This is a genomic window from Enterobacter cloacae complex sp. IR5418 (assembly GCF_049238105.1).
In the GTDB taxonomy this organism is placed as follows: domain Bacteria; phylum Pseudomonadota; class Gammaproteobacteria; order Enterobacterales; family Enterobacteriaceae; genus Enterobacter; species Enterobacter hormaechei.
Genome location: NZ_JBMKHS010000003.1, coordinates 140,551 through 156,786 on the forward strand (window position 1 = coordinate 140,551; position 16,236 = coordinate 156,786).

A 16,236-nucleotide genomic window follows, 5' to 3' on the forward strand; every position below is an offset into this window, starting at 1 on the left:
GAATATTACGAAAGCGTTATGGCTCCGGCGGCGCAAACCAGGCGGATTTAAAATCAAACCAGCCCAGGGTATTCATCCGCAGGCCGCGCATGCTGCGCTGTCCCTGGATCAGCAGCCAGTGGTGGATCAGCGGTACGATCGTCTGCCCGGCCAGTAGCTCCTGGCACCAGGCGGCCAGATCCATTTCGCCTGCCCGCCACCGCGCGGCGTCCTGCTGCCAGTTCCGGTTGATACAGTGCTGAATCAGGGGCACTTCATACAGGTGAGAAAAGAGCGAGAAATCAAGCGGCAACGTGAAGTTCGCGCTGTTGAGCCAGATATCGCTGACGACATCCCCACGGTGCCATTCATCATAATCGACTTCCTGTATCGCCAGCGTCACGCCTTCGGCTGCCAGCAGCGTGCTCATGATCTTCGCGATGAAACGGTGCTCAATGTGATCGCGATAGTAGCTGAGGGTGATGGTCTCCAGTCCGGCAGGTTTTTCACTGCGCACGGGCTGCGCATGGTGCCAGCGCGGAAGCAGGCCATAGGCCGGGAACCACCAGGTCTGGTATTGCTCCTCGGCGTGATAAATCAGGTTAGCGGGCGCCAGAATATGGCTGATCCACTTGCGGACGTCGTGGTTTGCTCCGCGATGGCTGCGGCTGTCAAAGAGCAGGTAGTAGCAGCCCTCCTCCAGGCGGCTCTCGAACGCTTTTTCGCCAGCCGTTGGCCCTTCCAGGGTCAGACCTGCACTCAGCTCTTCGTTGAGATCCGGTAACACCCAGACGTTCACTTCGTCGATCAGCGCCCGATACCCAAAGTAGTCATCAAAGGCGCGGATCTTAAGCTGATTGTTGTTGTTCCGCGAAACGGCGTAGGGGCCCGTACCAATCGGCAGGCTGGAAAAATTGTTCAGGGATCGCCACTCGGCAGGCAGGATCATCGAGGGCACATAGCCCAGAAGCCACGGCAGCCATTTGTCCGGCTGCGACAGCTCAATATCCAGCGTCCAGGCCGTCGGGGAGTGGATCTGCGCGATATGCGAGTAGAGCGGCAGGGTGCGGGCGCGCGTTAAAGAGTCGATAACGTCACGCATCTCCAGTTCGCGTCCATGGTGGAAATGAATGCCCGGGCGTAAAAAGAAACGCCAGTGCAGGGGGGAAAGCTGCTGCCAGTGGTGGGCAATATCCGCTTCCAGTTCCCCATTTTCCTCATTTATCCGCGTCAGGCCGCTGAAAATCTGTCTGGCCATGTGGGTTTCTGAGCGACGTAACGCCGTACCGGGCAACAGATTTTTCATTGGGCGATAGTAAAGCACCCGCAGAATGTGGCGTCCCTGACGAAAGCTGCGCCCGAGATGCGAGACCAGCATCTGCCGTACGGCAGCTTTATCGCCTACCAGTTGTACCAGCTGATCGATGCGGTCCTGCTCCAGCAGATCCTCCGCCCGCTGTTGCTGTAATGCCAGGCCGGTATAAAGGAACGTCAGGCGCGAGCGCTTGCCGCGTCCAGCCTCGGCCTCCCAGTTCAGCCAGCCCTGCTGCTGCATGGTGTTAAGGAGGGTACGCATATGACGCCGGGAGCAGTTGAGAAGCTCAGCCAGCTCGTTGAGCGTGGTCTCATGCGATTGCCCCTCGCAGCACTGCCAGAGGCGGATAAATTGTTGTTGCAGTCGACCGGATGGCATAAAAGAGGAACTCCTGACAAAAAATCAGCAATTTATTAATCCCTATATTAGGCCAATAATGCTTCCCGATGAAGCGAGGAGGTAAATTATGAAGAGGTCTACCGCACGTCAGTTTTATCAGCAGTACTTTTCAGCGACAAAAGGATCGTCCTGGCTGGCCCGCCAGTGCGCAGAGCAGCGGCTGAAAACGTTAGAAGAATTGATGCAGTGGGACGTTACGAAACCGACCTCTTCTCGCTAACTCGCCTCGATCATGTGTGACTGAGTATTGGTGCTAATCACCCGCCAGCAAAATGTTTTTGCTGGCTTTTTTCGTTTACTATTTCACCCAATTCGATTCGCTTTCATAAGGACTTGCGCATGCTCTGGTTGATGACGATGGGGCGACGCCTGAACGGCGTGTACGCCGCTTTTATGCTGGTAGCCTTCATGATGGGCGTGGCCGGTGCGCTACAGGCGCCGACGCTGAGCCTGTTTCTCAGCCGCGAGGTGGGGGCGCAGCCGTTTTGGGTGGGCCTGTTCTATACCGTCAACGCCATTGCCGGGATCCTCGTCAGCCTGGGGCTGGCGAAACGATCCGACAGCCAGGGCGATCGCCGTAAGCTGATCCTCTTTTGTTGCGCCATGGCCGTGGGCAACGCGCTGCTGTTTGCCTTCAACCGCCATTACCTGACCCTCATCACCTGCGGCGTACTGCTGGCCTCGCTCGCGAATACCGCCATGCCGCAACTCTTCGCCCTGGCCCGGGAGTACGCCGACAACTCGGCGCGGGAAGTGGTGATGTTCAGCTCGGTGATGCGCGCGCAGCTCTCTCTCGCGTGGGTCATCGGCCCTCCGCTGGCGTTCATGCTGGCGCTGAATTACGGTTTCACCGCCATGTTCACCATCGCTGCGGGGATTTTTGCCATCAGCCTGGCGCTGATAGCCTTTGCGCTGCCATCGGTGGCGCGCGTAGAGCAGACGACGGACAAACCCATCACCCAGGTGAGCGGCTGGCAGGATAAAAACGTTCGCCTGTTGTTTATCGCCTCCACGCTGATGTGGACCTGCAACACCATGTACATTATTGATATGCCGCTGTGGATCAGCAGCGATCTGGGACTGCCGGACAAGCTCGCGGGTATTTTGATGGGCACCGCTGCCGGGCTGGAGATCCCGGCGATGATTCTGGCGGGTTACTACGTCAAACGTTTCGGAAAGCGTCGGATGATGATCGTCGCCGTGGCGGCTGGGGTACTGTTCTACGTGGGGCTGATCCTTTTCCATTCGCGTGAAGCCTTGCTGGCGTTGCAGCTGTTTAACGCGGTGTTTATTGGCATCGTTGCCGGGATCGGCATGCTCTGGTTCCAGGATTTAATGCCGGGGCGCGCAGGCTCCGCGACCACGCTCTTTACCAACAGTATTTCTACCGGGGTGATTCTGGCAGGGGTGATTCAGGGCGCGCTGTCGCAAAGCTATGGCCATGCCTCGGTTTACTGGGTGATTGCAGCGATTTCGGTGGTCACGCTGATGTTGACCTGCCGGGTTAAAGACGTTTGATTCTGGAAGGCGGCTTCACGAAATGAAACGACTTTCTGACAGGCGCAGAGAAGGCGCATAGAGTGCGTGGCGGGTGCTTGAGGCTGTTTGCCTCAGGCTTTCGCAAGAGGCAAACAGTGGAGAGTCCCACATCAAAAAACTGATGGGGAGACCAACTTCACAACCAACATTGCGAGGTTAGTCTCTTCATTGCCGAAAAGCAATAAGGAGGCTGGAATGCCAAAACGTACTCTGCTGTTAGGTTTGTTTCTGATCTGTACGACGCTGTTGATCTTCACCTGGATGGTACGCGACTCGCTGTGCGAGCTGCACTTCAGACAGGAGAAAACAGAGCTGGCGGCAGTGTTGGCTTACGAAGCAAAACGTTAGCGGTATTGGCGGGGAAACTTTCCCCGCCTCTCCAGAGTGGTTGAGCCTCAACGCACCCTTATCAATGGCCCGCACCCTGCGGGCCATTGCCTTTAGCCCATAAACGCAGGCTGTTTTTTCTCGTAGGCGGAGATGGCGTCCTCGTGCTGGAGCGTCAGGCCAATGCTGTCCAGACCGTTCAGCATGCAGTGGCGGCGGAAAGCATCGATGCTGAAGCTGTAGGTCTTATCCCCGGCTTTCACCACTTCGGCTTCCAGATCCACCTCAAACGAAATCCCCGGATTCGCCTGCACCAGCGCAAACAGTTCATCGACCTGCTCGTCACTCAGCGTCACCGGCAGCAGCTGGTTGTTGAAGCTGTTGCCGTAGAAGATATCCGCGAAGCTCGGGGCGATAACCACCTTAAAGCCGTAGTCGGTCAATGCCCATGGCGCATGCTCACGTGACGAGCCGCAGCCGAAGTTTTCCCGCGCCAGCAGAATGGATGCCCCTTTGTATTCCGGGAAGTTCAGGACAAACTCCGGATCAGGAACTTCGCCTTTATCATCGAGAAAACGCCAGTCGTTGAACAGATGTGCACCAAAACCCGTGCGCGTCACTTTCTGCAAAAACTGCTTAGGAATGATCGCATCGGTATCGACGTTAGCGGCGTCCAGCGGGACAACCCGGCCCGTGTGTTGGGTAAATTTCTCTGCCATGATTGTCTCCTTATTTCAGGCTGCGAATATCGGCGAAATGACCGGTCACTGCCGCAGCGGCGGCCATTGCCGGGCTGACCAGGTGGGTGCGCCCACCGCGACCCTGACGGCCCTCAAAGTTACGGTTGCTGGTGGAGGCACAACGCTCGCCCGGATTCAGGCGGTCGTTGTTCATCGCCAGGCACATGGAGCAACCTGGCAAACGCCACTCGAAGCCTGCTTCAATAAAGATCTTATCCAGACCTTCCGCTTCCGCCTGGGCTTTCACCGGCCCGGAGCCTGGCACTACCAGCGCCTGCACGCCCGGCGCCACTTTGCGGCCTTTGGCAATCTCTGCCGCCGCACGCAGATCTTCGATACGCGAGTTGGTGCAGGAGCCAATGAACACTTTATCAATGCTCACGTCGGTCAGCGGTACGCCGGGTTTCAGCCCCATGTAAGCCAGCGCTTTTTCCGCACTGGCGCGTTCGACCGGATCGGCAAAGGAGGCCGGGTCAGGAATGCTGTCGTTGACGGAAATCACCTGGCCCGGGTTGGTGCCCCAGGTGACCTGCGGCGCAATCTCTTCCGCCTGTAACGTCACAACGGTATCAAAAATTGCCCCCTCGTCCGTTTTCAGGGTTTTCCAGTACGCGACCGCGTCGTCAAAATCCTGACCCTTCGGCGCATGCAGACGGCCTTTCACATAGTTAAAGGTGGTTTCGTCCGGCGCGACCAGGCCTGCTTTGGCGCCCATCTCAATGGCCATGTTACACAGGGTCATGCGACCTTCCATGCTCAGCGCCTGGATGGCGTCGCCGCAGAATTCCACCACGTGACCGGTGCCGCCCGCGCTCCCGGTTTTGCCGATAATCGCCAGCACGATATCTTTCGCGGTGATGCCCGGTGCGGCTTTACCCTTCACTTCAATCTTCATGGTTTTGGCGCGGCCCTGTTTCAGGGTCTGTGTCGCCAGAACGTGCTCAACTTCAGAGGTCCCAATCCCGAACGCCAGGGCGCCAAATGCGCCGTGTGTCGCGGTGTGGGAGTCACCGCAGACGATGGTCATGCCCGGCAGAGTAATCCCCTGCTCAGGCCCCATCACGTGGACGATACCCTGATACGGGTGGTTCAGATCGTACAGCTCCACGCCAAATTCGTTGCAGTTCTTGATCAGCTCCTGCATCTGGATACGCGCCATCTCGCCAGAGGCATTGATGTCTTTAGTCTGGGTGGAGACGTTGTGATCCATCGTGGCAAAGGTTTTCCCCGGCTGACGCACCGGGCGCTTGTGCGCACGCAGTCCGTCGAAGGCCTGAGGGGAGGTCACTTCGTGCACCAGATGGCGGTCAATGTACAGCAGCGGGGTTTCGTCTGGCGCCTCGTAAACAACGTGCGCATCAAACAACTTCTCATATAACGTCTTAGCCATGATTACACCCCTTCAGCGACATAGCGGGCAATAATGTCGCCCATTTCATCGGTACTGACTGCCGCCGTGCCGCGTGCTAAATCACCGGTACGGACGCCTTCTTCTAACGCCCGGTTAATGGCGTTTTCAATTGCGGTTGCTGCATCGCCTGCATCCAGGCTGTAGCGCAGCAGCAGGGCCAGAGAGAGGATCTGCGCAATCGGGTTAGCGATGTTTTTACCTGCGATATCCGGCGCGGAGCCGCCCGCAGGCTCGTACAGACCAAAGCCTTCTTCGTTGAGGCTGGCGGAGGGCAGCATCCCCATGGAGCCGGTGATCATCGCGCACTCATCAGACAGAATGTCGCCGAACAGGTTGGAGCACAGCAGCACGTCAAACTGGGACGGATCCTTGATCAGCTGCATCGTCGCGTTGTCGATGTACATGTGCGACAGCTCAACGTCCGGGTACTGCTTAGCGATTTCACTGACAATTTCGCGCCACAAAATAGACGACTGGAGGACGTTCGCCTTATCGATGGAGGTCACTTTACGGCGACGCTTGCGCGCTGACTCAAACGCGATATGGGCGATACGTTCAATTTCGAAACGGTGATAGACCTCGGTATCAAACGCTTTCTCATGCTGACCGCTGCCTTCGCGACCTTTTGGCTGGCCGAAGTAAATGCCGCCGGTCAGCTCACGTACGCACAGGATGTCGAAACCGTTGGCCGCGATGTCCGCGCGCAGCGGACAAAACTCTTCCAGCCCCGGGTACAGCTTCGCCGGGCGCAGGTTGCTGAACAGTTTGAAATGTTTACGCAGCGGCAGCAGCGCGCCGCGCTCTGGCTGCTCTGCTGGAGGCAGGTGTTCCCACTTAGGGCCACCCACGGAGCCGAACAGTACAGCGTCGGCATTCTCGCAGCCTTCCACAGTCCCTTTCGGCAGCGGTGTACCGTGGTTATCAATCGCAATACCGCCCACGTCGTAGTGGCTGGTGGTAATTTTCATCGCAAAACGCGAACGAACGGCTTCCAGTACTTTCAGCGCCTGTGCCATCACTTCCGGGCCAATACCGTCACCCGGCAACACAGCAATATGGTAATTCTTCGACATCACACGGTTTCCTTGTTGTTCTCTTTATTCTGAGCTTTGCGTTGCAACTCTTTTTCGACTTCGGCGGCGCGCCAGATGTTGTTCAGGACATGCACCATCGCTTTCGCGGAGGATTCGACGATATCTGTCGCCAGACCCACACCGTGGAAGCGGCGACCGTTGTAGTTGACGACGATATCCACCTGGCCCAGGGCGTCTTTACCGTGCCCTTTCGCCGTCAGGTCGTATTTCACCAGCTCTACGTCGTACTCCGTGACGCGGTTAATCGCCTGGTAAATAGCATCCACAGGGCCGTTACCGTTGGCGGCTTCCGCTTTGATTTCATCCCCGCAGGCCAGCTTGACGGAAGCGGTAGCGATATCGCCTGAGCCTGACTGAACGGTGAAGTAGTCCAGACGGAAGTGCTCTGGCTCTTCCTGCTGTTTGTTGATGAATGCCAGCGCTTCCAGGTCGTAATCGAATACCTGGCCTTTCTTGTCAGCCAGCTTCAGGAACGCGTCGTACAGCTGATCCATGTTGTAGTCGCTGTCCTGATAACCCATCTCTTCCATACGGTGTTTCACCGCCGCGCGGCCAGAGCGTGAGGTCAGGTTCAGCTGTACCTGGTTCAGACCGATGGACTCCGGCGTCATGATTTCGTAGTTTTCACGGTTCTTCAGCACGCCATCCTGGTGAATACCGGAGGAGTGAGCGAACGCGCCAGTGCCAACAATCGCTTTATTCGCCGGAATCGGCATATTGCAAATCTGGCTGACGGTCTGGCTGGTGCGCCAGATTTCGTGATGATTAATGCGGGTGTGCACGTTCATGATGTCTTTGCGCACCTTGATCGCCATGATCACTTCTTCCAGTGAGCAGTTACCGGCACGTTCGCCGATGCCGTTCATCGCGCCTTCTACCTGGCGTGCACCGGCGTGGACGGCGGCGATGGCATTGCCTACGGCCAGACCCAAATCATCATGGGTGTGGACAGAGATAATGGCTTTATCAATATTTGGCACGCGATCGTACAGGCCGGTAATGATGTTGGAGAACTCAAATGGCATGGTGTAGCCGACGGTGTCCGGGATGTTGATGGTTCTGGCACCGGCATTGATGGCGGCTTCTACCACACGGGCCAAATCTTCAATCGGCGTGCGTCCCGCATCTTCACAGGAGAATTCGACGTCGTCGGTGTAGTTACGCGCGCGTTTGACCATATACACCGCACGTTCGATTACTTCATCCAGCGTGCTGCGCAACTTGGTCGCAATGTGCATAGGGGAGGTGGCAATAAAAGTATGGATACGGAAGGCTTCTGCAACTTTCAGGGATTCCGCAGCCACATCGATATCTTTCTCAACGCAGCGAGCCAGACCGCACACGCGGCTGTTTTTAATGGTGCGGGCGATGGTCTGTACTGACTCGAAATCACCCGGCGAGGAGACAGGGAAGCCGACTTCCATTACGTCTACACCCATACGTTCGAGGGCCAGCGCAATTTGCAGTTTTTCTTTAACACTCAGGCTCGCCTGTAATGCCTGTTCACCGTCACGTAAAGTAGTATCGAAAATAACGACTTGCTGGCTCATGGGTTAGGTCCTTGTCTGTCTTAGGGCGCCTTGCTACGAGCATAAAAAAACCCGCGCAGTGGCGCGGGTTTCTCGTTTTACTGAAGACGATTCAACGCTGAATTTCGCCCGCCAGTCTACCGCGCACAGTGGATGCGTTTAGTAGTAGACCGGTGAAACGAAGGGTGCGAATCATGAATCGTGCTCCAGGTGAATGCGATATGCTTTTAGTGGTACTGGATACGCCGACGCATGTCAACCCCTCTCAGGCAAAACGGCCACTCAACGCAGGATAAACACATTAGCTAATTGTGCTGGTTTTGATGTAGCTAACCGATTTAATTGTCTATTATTGGACTGGTGATTCATCTCTGGAATAATTTGAATATAATTGGTAGCAATTGAACACAGTATTTTTACCGTTATGCTGTAAAATGGAATGCGTTTTATTTCATTGAGTTATAAGTCCCGTGAATGGATCACGGGTGGGAAAGTTATCAATATTGATATCATTTTGTTAATGAATTCACGGTGTCCGCCCTTCATAGTTTAATAATACTTAAGTCATTATTAACGAGGGCGGTGATTGTATATTTGCCCGGTTTATGGTTTCATGCCTGCATTAAAGTTACAGATATCATTTGAACGTTTTTTAGCTTTTCATTTACGGGATGCCAAATGCCATCTTTTGAATGAAGGTTCTTTATATATTCCGAATTTTAAATAATTTCCTTTCGCTTGTTGTATATGCATGGTAAATCATATTTTTCGAAGTTATTACTGTACTTTGGCAAAGGGAATTTAGCGTGACAGTGGAGTCAGAAATGCCAGAAAATAATATTAATCAACCACAGGCTTATGATGGCGTTAAGCCTCAGTTACGCACAGTGGATCTCAACCTGTTAACTGTATTTGATGCAGTTATGCAGGAGCAGAATATCACGCGAGCAGCACAATCTCTGGGAATGTCTCAACCTGCCGTGAGTAATGCCGTAGCCAGACTTAAGGTGATGTTTAACGACGAGTTATTCGTCCGTTATGGCAGAGGTATTCAGCCCACGGCGCGTGCATTCCAGCTATTCGGTTCAATTCGTCAGGCGCTACAGCTGGTTCAAAATGAGCTTCCCGGCTCGGGTTTTGAACCTTTAAGCAGTGAGCGTGTTTTCCATCTCTGCGTTTGCAGTCCGTTAGATAATTATTTGACGTCTGTTATATATAATAAAGTTGAACAGATTGCCCCTAATATTCATCTTGTTTTTAAATCATCACTGAATCAAAACACTGAGCACCAGCTTCGTTATCAGGAAACGGAGTTCGTTCTGGGCTACGAAGAGTTTCGCCGTCCAGAGTTTGCCTGTGTTCCATTATTCAAAGATGAAATGGTATTAGTCGCCAGCAAAAAACATCCACGCATGAATTCACCGCTGCGTGAAAGCGATGTTTATAGCGAGCAGCACGCCGTTGTTGCTCTCGACAGATATGCCTCCTTCAGTCAGCCGTGGTATGACACAGCCGATAAACAAGCCAGCGTGGCCTATCAGGGGATGGCCATGGTCAGCGTATTAAATGTCGTTTCTCAGACGCAGTTAGTCGCTATTGCACCACGTTGGCTTGCTGAAGAGTTCTCTGAATCGCTGAGCCTGCAAATTTTACCTCTGCCGCTCAAGCTTAATAGCCGTACCTGTTATCTCTCCTGGCATGAAGCCGCGGGTCGGGATAAAGGGCATCAGTGGATGGAAGAGCTGCTGATCAATATTTGTCGTCGATAAGTCAGGGGGAATAAACCGCATGGCGGCATGCGGTTTATTCTGTGATTTTTTATACAAACACTATTTTGTACTGCGCGATTTTTTTTCAGTGACTCGCGGATGCTTAAAAATAGATGATTTCCTGATTCATCCTCTTTTTAAGAGATGAATTATTAGTCTCTCCACTCATACCAGACGAATTCACCACATTCTCGCCTGACAGCTGTTTTTTCTGCTTTTATTGCCCTTTCCCGCATTCTGTTTGCTAATTGCCTGCCTCATAACGAGCGGTTAAGGTATCAATCACTCTGCACATTATAAGACGGGTTTACCCTGTCAGAAGACGGCGCGGAAATGAATTCCGTAGACCGTCTATAACAAAAGCCTGGAGGCAAAGCATGGAGATGTTGTCTGGCGCGGAAATGGTCGTCCGATCGCTTATCGATCAGGGCGTGAAACAAGTGTTCGGCTATCCCGGAGGGGCGGTTCTCGATATTTATGATGCGCTGCACACGGTAGGTGGAATCGATCACGTTCTGGTTCGTCATGAACAGGCGGCTGTGCATATGGCTGACGGCCTGGCCCGCGCCACCGGCGAAGTGGGGGTTGTGCTGGTCACTTCCGGTCCGGGGGCGACCAATGCCATTACCGGCATTGCGACTGCGTATATGGACTCCATTCCACTGGTCATTCTCTCCGGTCAGGTAGCGACGTCACTGATTGGCTATGATGCGTTTCAGGAGTGCGACATGGTGGGGATCTCACGCCCCGTGGTGAAGCACAGCTTTCTGGTTAAGCAAACGGAAGATATCCCGGGTGTGCTGAAAAAAGCCTTCTGGCTGGCCGCCAGCGGTCGTCCCGGGCCAGTGGTTGTCGATCTGCCAAAAGATATTCTCAATCCGGCAAATAAACTGCCTTACCTGTGGCCTGAGTCGGTGAGCATGCGTTCGTATAATCCGACAACGCAAGGGCATAAAGGCCAGATTAAACGTGCGCTGCAAACGCTGCTGGCTGCGAGAAAACCCGTAGTCTATGTGGGGGGCGGCGCCGTCAATGCAGCCTGTGAAACGCAACTACGCGAACTGATTGAGAAGCTTAATCTTCCTGTCGCGTCATCGCTGATGGGGCTGGGGGCATTTCCGGCCACCCACCGTCAGGCGCTGGGCATGCTGGGTATGCACGGCACCTATGAAGCCAATATGACGATGCACAATTCAGATGTGATTTTTGCCGTCGGCGTGCGTTTTGACGATCGCACCACCAACAACCTGGCGAAATACTGTCCGAATGCGACGGTGCTGCACATTGATATCGATCCTACCTCTATCTCTAAAACGGTGCCGGCGGATGTGCCGATCGTGGGGGATGCCCGACAGGTGCTGGATCAAATGCTGGATCTGCTGGCGCAGGAGACCGCGTCTCAACCGCTGGATGAGATCCGCGACTGGTGGCAGCAAATCGAGCAATGGCGTGGTCGTCAGTGCCTTAAATACGACACGCAAAGTGAGAACATCAAGCCGCAGGCGGTGATCGAGACGATCTGGCGTCTGACGAAGGGCGATGCGTATGTCACGTCTGACGTGGGCCAGCATCAGATGTTCGCAGCCCTGTATTACCCGTTTGATAAACCGCGTCGCTGGATCAACTCAGGCGGGCTGGGCACGATGGGCTTTGGTCTGCCCGCCGCGCTGGGGGTGAAGCTGGCGTTGCCAGACGAAACGGTAATCTGCGTGACGGGTGATGGCAGTATCCAGATGAATATTCAGGAACTTTCTACCGCACTGCAATATGAGCTGCCAGTGCTGGTGCTTAACCTGAATAACGGTTACCTCGGCATGGTGAAACAGTGGCAGGATATGATCTATTCTGGCCGTCACTCCCAGTCTTATATGAAGTCACTTCCGGACTTTGTCCGTCTGGCTGAAGCCTATGGCCATATTGGCATGCGGGTAACCGAACCGTCAGAGCTGGAAGCAAAGCTCGGCGAAGCGCTTGAACACGTTAAAAACAATCGCCTCGTCTTCATGGACGTCATCGTTGACGGTACAGAACACGTTTATCCGATGCATATTCGTGGCGGCGGTATGGATGAAATGTGGTTAAGCAAAACGGAGAGAACCTGATATGCGCCGGATATTATCTGTATTACTGGAAAATGAGTCGGGCGCACTGTCGCGCGTCATTGGGCTTTTTGCGCAGCGCGGCTACAACATTGAAAGCCTGACCGTGGCGCCGACCGATGATCCCACGCTCTCCCGCATGACGATCCAGACTGTCGGCGATGCGAAGGTGCTTGAGCAGATCGAAAAGCAATTGCATAAGCTGGTGGACGTGTTGCGCGTCAGCGAGCTGGGGCAGGGGGCTTACGTCGAACGGGAAGTGATGCTGGTGAAAATTCAGGCCAGCGGTTATGGCCGGGAAGAGGTCAAGCGCAACACGGATATTTTCCGTGGGCAGATCATCGACGTCACGCCTTCTATATATACTGTTCAGCTTGCCGGAACGAGCGATAAGCTGGATGCATTCCTGGCCTCTGTAAGGGATGTGGCAAAAATTGTTGAAGTTGCGCGCTCTGGCGTGGTTGGCCTCTCGCGCGGCGATAAAATCATGCGTGAGTAGCGCAAAAGGTTCGCCTCTTTCAGCCCGGTAGCCAAAGCCGGGCTTTTTTTTGCGTAATCCGCCGACAACGCGGACAAAAGCGGTTGCCGTGAAAGCTATTCTGCGTTTAGATGTTAAAATATTTAACCATAACCTTGACAGGGCCATGGACTTTTTCTTTTTTGAGGGGCAATTGTGAAACTGGATGAAATCGCCCGGCTCGCCGGCGTGTCGAGAACCACGGCCAGCTATGTGATTAACGGTAAAGCAAAGCAGTACCGTGTCAGCGATAAGACCGTTGAGAAAGTAATGGCAGTCGTTCGTGAGCATAATTACCATCCGAATGCTGTCGCCGCAGGTTTACGTGCCGGGCGCACCCGCTCGATTGGTCTGGTGATCCCGGACCTGGAAAACACCAGCTATACCCGTATCGCCAACTATCTGGAACGTCAGGCGCGTCAGCGTGGCTATCAGCTGCTGATTGCCTGCTCCGAAGATCAGCCCGACAACGAGATGCGCTGCATTGAGCATCTGCTGCAACGTCAGGTTGACGCCATCATTGTGTCGACTTCTTTACCACCAGAGCATCCTTTCTATCAGCGCTGGGCGAACGATCCGTTCCCGATTGTGGCACTCGATCGTGCGCTTGATCGCGAACATTTCACCAGCGTCGTCGGTGCCGATCAGGACGATGCAGAAATGCTGGCTGCCGAGCTGCGTACCTTCCCGGCTGAAACGGTGCTGTATCTCGGCGCGTTACCTGAACTTTCCGTGAGCTTCCTGCGTGAACAAGGGTTCCGTACGGCGTGGAAAGACGATCCGCGTGACGTTCATTATCTGTATGCCAACAGCTATGAGCGGGAAGCGGCTGCTCAGCTGTTTGAGAAATGGCTGGAAACGCACCCCATGCCGCAGGCGTTGTTTACCACCTCGTTTGCCCTGTTGCAGGGGGTGATGGACGTAACATTACGTCGTGACGGTAAGCTGCCATCCGATCTGGCGATTGCGACCTTCGGCGATAACGAACTGCTCGACTTCCTGCAATGTCCGGTGCTGGCCGTGGCTCAGCGTCACCGCGACGTCGCCGAGCGCGTGCTTGAGATTGTTCTGGCAAGTCTGGACGAACCCCGCAAACCGAAACCCGGGCTGACGCGTATCAAACGTAATCTCTACCGGCGCGGAATTTTGAGCCGCCATTAATATTTTCTCAGGGGCGGTAAAACTGCCCCTTTTGCAGCCCATTTATTGCGGCAAATAATTCCCGGATAAAAATTAGGATTTATCTCTAAGATTGATAGCCTGCTATTTTTCTGAATCCTTTTTGGCGTTAAAAAGCGCATTTATAAATTTTAACGAGCATTTCTTTGTATTGTTTTGTTACAAACAGGCACCAGCCGATGAATATTCAGCCATTTTTTACTCCCCCCGCCAGGCCTCAGTACACACGCATGGATCCATATTGCCTTGGGATTAATCTGGTGCTGTTATCCCCCGGCGATATGCCTTAAAATGCTGCCCGCGTCGCAAACTGACACTTTATATTTCCCTGCGATGATATTGAGTGAGTCTTAACGCTCGTGTGCATATTCGGTTTTTTTCTTACAAATATTCATAACGTTAATTTTGCCTCGCCAGTTGTGTAGTTATTAGCCAGGTCACGCTTACTCTGTAAATAGGATGGTTTCGGGTCCATACGGAGAGAGTCCTGGCTTGACAAGCTTTTCCCTCGCTCCGTAAACTCCTTCAGGTGGGAATTTGTGGGTTAAAGTGGTGAGGAGGGGTGAGGCTGGCATGTTCCGTGGAGCAACGTTAGTCAATCTCGACAGCAAAGGGCGTTTATCGGTACCAACCCGATACCGCGACCAGCTGATCGAGAACGCTTCGGGTCAACTGGTTTGCACCATTGACATCAACTCCCCCTGCCTGCTGCTTTACCCTTTGCCTGAATGGGAAATCATTGAGCAAAAGCTGTCGCGACTGTCGAGCATGAACCCGCAGGAACGCCGCGTACAGCGGCTGTTATTGGGACATGCCAGTGAATGTCAGATGGATAGCGCCGGGCGATTATTGATTGCGCCTGTGTTGCGGCAACATGCCGGTCTGACTAAAGAAGTGATGCTGGTCGGGCAGTTCAACAAGTTTGAACTGTGGGACGAAACGACCTGGTATCAACAGGTCAAGGAAGATATCGACGCTGAGCAGTCTGATTCCGCAACATTATCGGAACGGCTGCGGGACTTGTCTCTATAAATATGATGGAAAATTATAAACATACAACGGTGCTGCTGGATGAGGCCGTTAACGGCCTGAATATTCGTCCAGACGGCATCTATATTGATGGCACTTTTGGTCGCGGTGGTCACTCGCGTTTGATCCTCTCTCAACTTGGAGTGGAAGGACGCCTGCTGGCAATTGACCGCGATCCGCAGGCGATTGCCGTTGCGCAAACCATCGATGATCCTCGCTTTTCCATCGTGCATGGACCTTTCTCTGCGCTTGCGGATTACGTAGCCGAGCGCGGCCTGACGGGCAAGATCGACGGGATTCTTCTCGATCTTGGCGTCTCTTCACCCCAGCTTGATGATGCAGAACGCGGCTTCTCCTTTATGCGTGATGGACCGCTGGATATGCGTATGGACCCTACTCGCGGTCAGTCTGCCGCAGAATGGTTACAAACTGCTGACGAAGCGGATATCGCCTGGGTGATCAAAACCTTCGGCGAAGAGCGCTTTGGCAAACGTATTGCCCGCGCCATCGTGGAACGCAACCGCGTTGAGCCAATGACCCGTACCAAAGAGCTGGCAGAAGTCATCGCGGCGGCAACGCCGGTGAAGGACAAGCACAAACATCCTGCGACCCGTACCTTCCAGGCGGTTCGTATCTGGGTAAACAGTGAACTGGAGGAAATAGAGCTGGCGCTAAAAAGCTCGCTCGACGTGCTGGCCCCGGGTGGGCGGTTATCCATCATCAGCTTCCATTCGCTGGAAGATCGCATCGTAAAACGCTTTATGCGTGAACAGAGCCGCGGTCCACAGGTTCCAGCAGGGCTGCCGATGACGGAAGAACAACTCAGAAAGCTGGGAGGCCGTCAGTTGCGAGCATTAGGCAAGTTGATGCCGGGCGAAGAAGAGGTGGCAGAGAATCCACGTGCCCGTAGTTCAGTGCTGCGTATTGCAGAGAGGACGAACGCATGATCAGCAGAGTGACAGAGACCCTAAGCAAAGTTAAGGGATCGTTAGGAAGCAACGAGCGCCATGCCTTGCCTGGCGTGATCGGCGACGATCTTTTGCGGTTTGGGAAGCTGCCACTCTGCTTGTTCATTTGCATCATTGTGACGGCAGTCATGGTGGTTACCACCGCTCACCATACCCGTTTATTAACTGCGCAGCGCGAACAGATGGTACTGGAACGCGATGCGCTGGATATTGAATGGCGAAATCTGATCCTTGAAGAAAACGCGCTCGGCGATCACAGCCGGGTTGAACGGATCGCAACGGAAAAACTGCAATTGCAGCATGTTGATCCTTCGCAGGAAAATATCGTAGTACAAAAATAAG

General features: G+C 54.0%; 16 protein-coding genes. 10 read left to right on the forward strand and 6 right to left on the reverse strand.

Going from position 1 to position 16,236, the window contains the following annotated elements; all coding sequences use genetic code 11:
* Positions 1-16: 16 nt before the first annotated feature.
* Positions 17-1,672 (reverse strand): HTH-type transcriptional regulator SgrR, encoded by a 1,656-nt coding sequence (gene sgrR / locus ACOTX7_RS03965; RefSeq protein ID WP_221256910.1) that lies wholly within the window; start codon positions 1,670-1,672, stop codon positions 17-19.
* A gap of 88 nt (positions 1,673-1,760) precedes the next feature.
* Between sgrR and sgrT the strand changes: the two genes are divergently transcribed.
* The 3 genes from sgrT to ACOTX7_RS03980 all read left to right on the forward strand — a co-directional run bounded on the left by sgrT (position 1,761) and on the right by ACOTX7_RS03980 (position 3,580).
* A complete protein-coding gene (gene sgrT / locus ACOTX7_RS03970) occupies positions 1,761-1,913 on the forward strand; it encodes a glucose uptake inhibitor SgrT (RefSeq protein ID WP_000831173.1) in 153 nt (50 codons plus the stop codon).
* Between the two features lie 119 nt (positions 1,914-2,032).
* Positions 2,033-3,211 (forward strand): sugar efflux transporter, encoded by a 1,179-nt coding sequence (locus tag ACOTX7_RS03975; protein WP_221812950.1) that lies wholly within the window; start codon positions 2,033-2,035, stop codon positions 3,209-3,211.
* Positions 3,212-3,427: 216 nt separating this feature from the next.
* Positions 3,428-3,580 carry a Hok/Gef family protein gene (locus ACOTX7_RS03980; RefSeq protein WP_010427008.1) on the forward strand — a complete coding sequence of 51 codons (153 nt, stop codon included), beginning with the start codon at positions 3,428-3,430 and terminating at the stop codon, positions 3,578-3,580.
* A 92-nt stretch (positions 3,581-3,672) separates the two neighbouring features.
* Here ACOTX7_RS03980 and leuD read toward each other — a convergent pair whose 3' ends face one another.
* The 5 genes from leuD to leuL form a co-directional block, all read right to left on the reverse strand.
* Positions 3,673-4,278, reverse strand: coding sequence for a 3-isopropylmalate dehydratase small subunit (gene leuD, locus ACOTX7_RS03985; RefSeq protein WP_006810125.1), 606 nt, complete (start codon positions 4,276-4,278; stop codon positions 3,673-3,675).
* Between the two features lie 10 nt (positions 4,279-4,288).
* On the reverse strand, positions 4,289-5,689 hold the full coding sequence (gene leuC / locus ACOTX7_RS03990) for a 3-isopropylmalate dehydratase large subunit (RefSeq protein ID WP_006810124.1): 1,401 nt from the start codon (positions 5,687-5,689) through the stop codon (positions 4,289-4,291).
* A 2-nt stretch (positions 5,690-5,691) separates the two neighbouring features.
* Positions 5,692-6,783, reverse strand: coding sequence for a 3-isopropylmalate dehydrogenase (gene leuB / locus ACOTX7_RS03995; RefSeq protein WP_221256912.1), 1,092 nt, complete (start codon positions 6,781-6,783; stop codon positions 5,692-5,694).
* Positions 6,783-8,354, reverse strand: coding sequence for a 2-isopropylmalate synthase (gene leuA / locus ACOTX7_RS04000; protein WP_000082916.1), 1,572 nt, complete (start codon positions 8,352-8,354; stop codon positions 6,783-6,785). The genes leuB and leuA overlap by 1 nt, the downstream gene beginning before the upstream one ends.
* Before the next feature lie 91 nt (positions 8,355-8,445).
* Complete coding sequence (gene leuL / locus ACOTX7_RS04005) at positions 8,446-8,529, reverse strand: leu operon leader peptide (RefSeq protein WP_350363988.1); 84 nt, start codon at positions 8,527-8,529, stop codon at positions 8,446-8,448.
* Between the two features lie 628 nt (positions 8,530-9,157).
* Between leuL and leuO the strand changes: the two genes are divergently transcribed.
* From leuO to ftsL, 7 genes are all read left to right on the forward strand, one after another.
* Entirely contained in the window at positions 9,158-10,102 is a 945-nt protein-coding gene (gene leuO / locus ACOTX7_RS04010; RefSeq protein WP_006810122.1) for a transcriptional regulator LeuO, read from the forward strand.
* A gap of 377 nt (positions 10,103-10,479) precedes the next feature.
* Positions 10,480-12,204, forward strand: a complete 1,725-nt coding sequence (gene ilvI / locus ACOTX7_RS04015; protein WP_221256914.1) for an acetolactate synthase 3 large subunit — start codon at positions 10,480-10,482, stop codon at positions 12,202-12,204.
* Between the two features lies 1 nt (position 12,205).
* Positions 12,206-12,700, forward strand: coding sequence for an acetolactate synthase small subunit (gene ilvN / locus ACOTX7_RS04020; protein ID WP_001252742.1), 495 nt, complete (start codon positions 12,206-12,208; stop codon positions 12,698-12,700).
* A gap of 174 nt (positions 12,701-12,874) precedes the next feature.
* Positions 12,875-13,879, forward strand: a complete 1,005-nt coding sequence (gene cra, locus ACOTX7_RS04025; RefSeq protein ID WP_003856369.1) for a catabolite repressor/activator — start codon at positions 12,875-12,877, stop codon at positions 13,877-13,879.
* Between the two features lie 591 nt (positions 13,880-14,470).
* Entirely contained in the window at positions 14,471-14,929 is a 459-nt protein-coding gene (mraZ, locus tag ACOTX7_RS04030; protein WP_006810119.1) for a division/cell wall cluster transcriptional repressor MraZ, read from the forward strand.
* 2 nt (positions 14,930-14,931) lie between these two features.
* Positions 14,932-15,873: a 16S rRNA (cytosine(1402)-N(4))-methyltransferase RsmH gene (gene rsmH, locus ACOTX7_RS04035; protein ID WP_221256915.1), complete on the forward strand. Its 942-nt coding sequence runs from the start codon at positions 14,932-14,934 to the stop codon at positions 15,871-15,873.
* Positions 15,870-16,235, forward strand: a complete 366-nt coding sequence (ftsL, locus tag ACOTX7_RS04040) for a cell division protein FtsL (RefSeq protein WP_003856363.1) — start codon at positions 15,870-15,872, stop codon at positions 16,233-16,235. The genes rsmH and ftsL overlap by 4 nt, the downstream gene beginning before the upstream one ends.
* The last annotated feature ends 1 nt before the right edge of the window (position 16,236 follow it).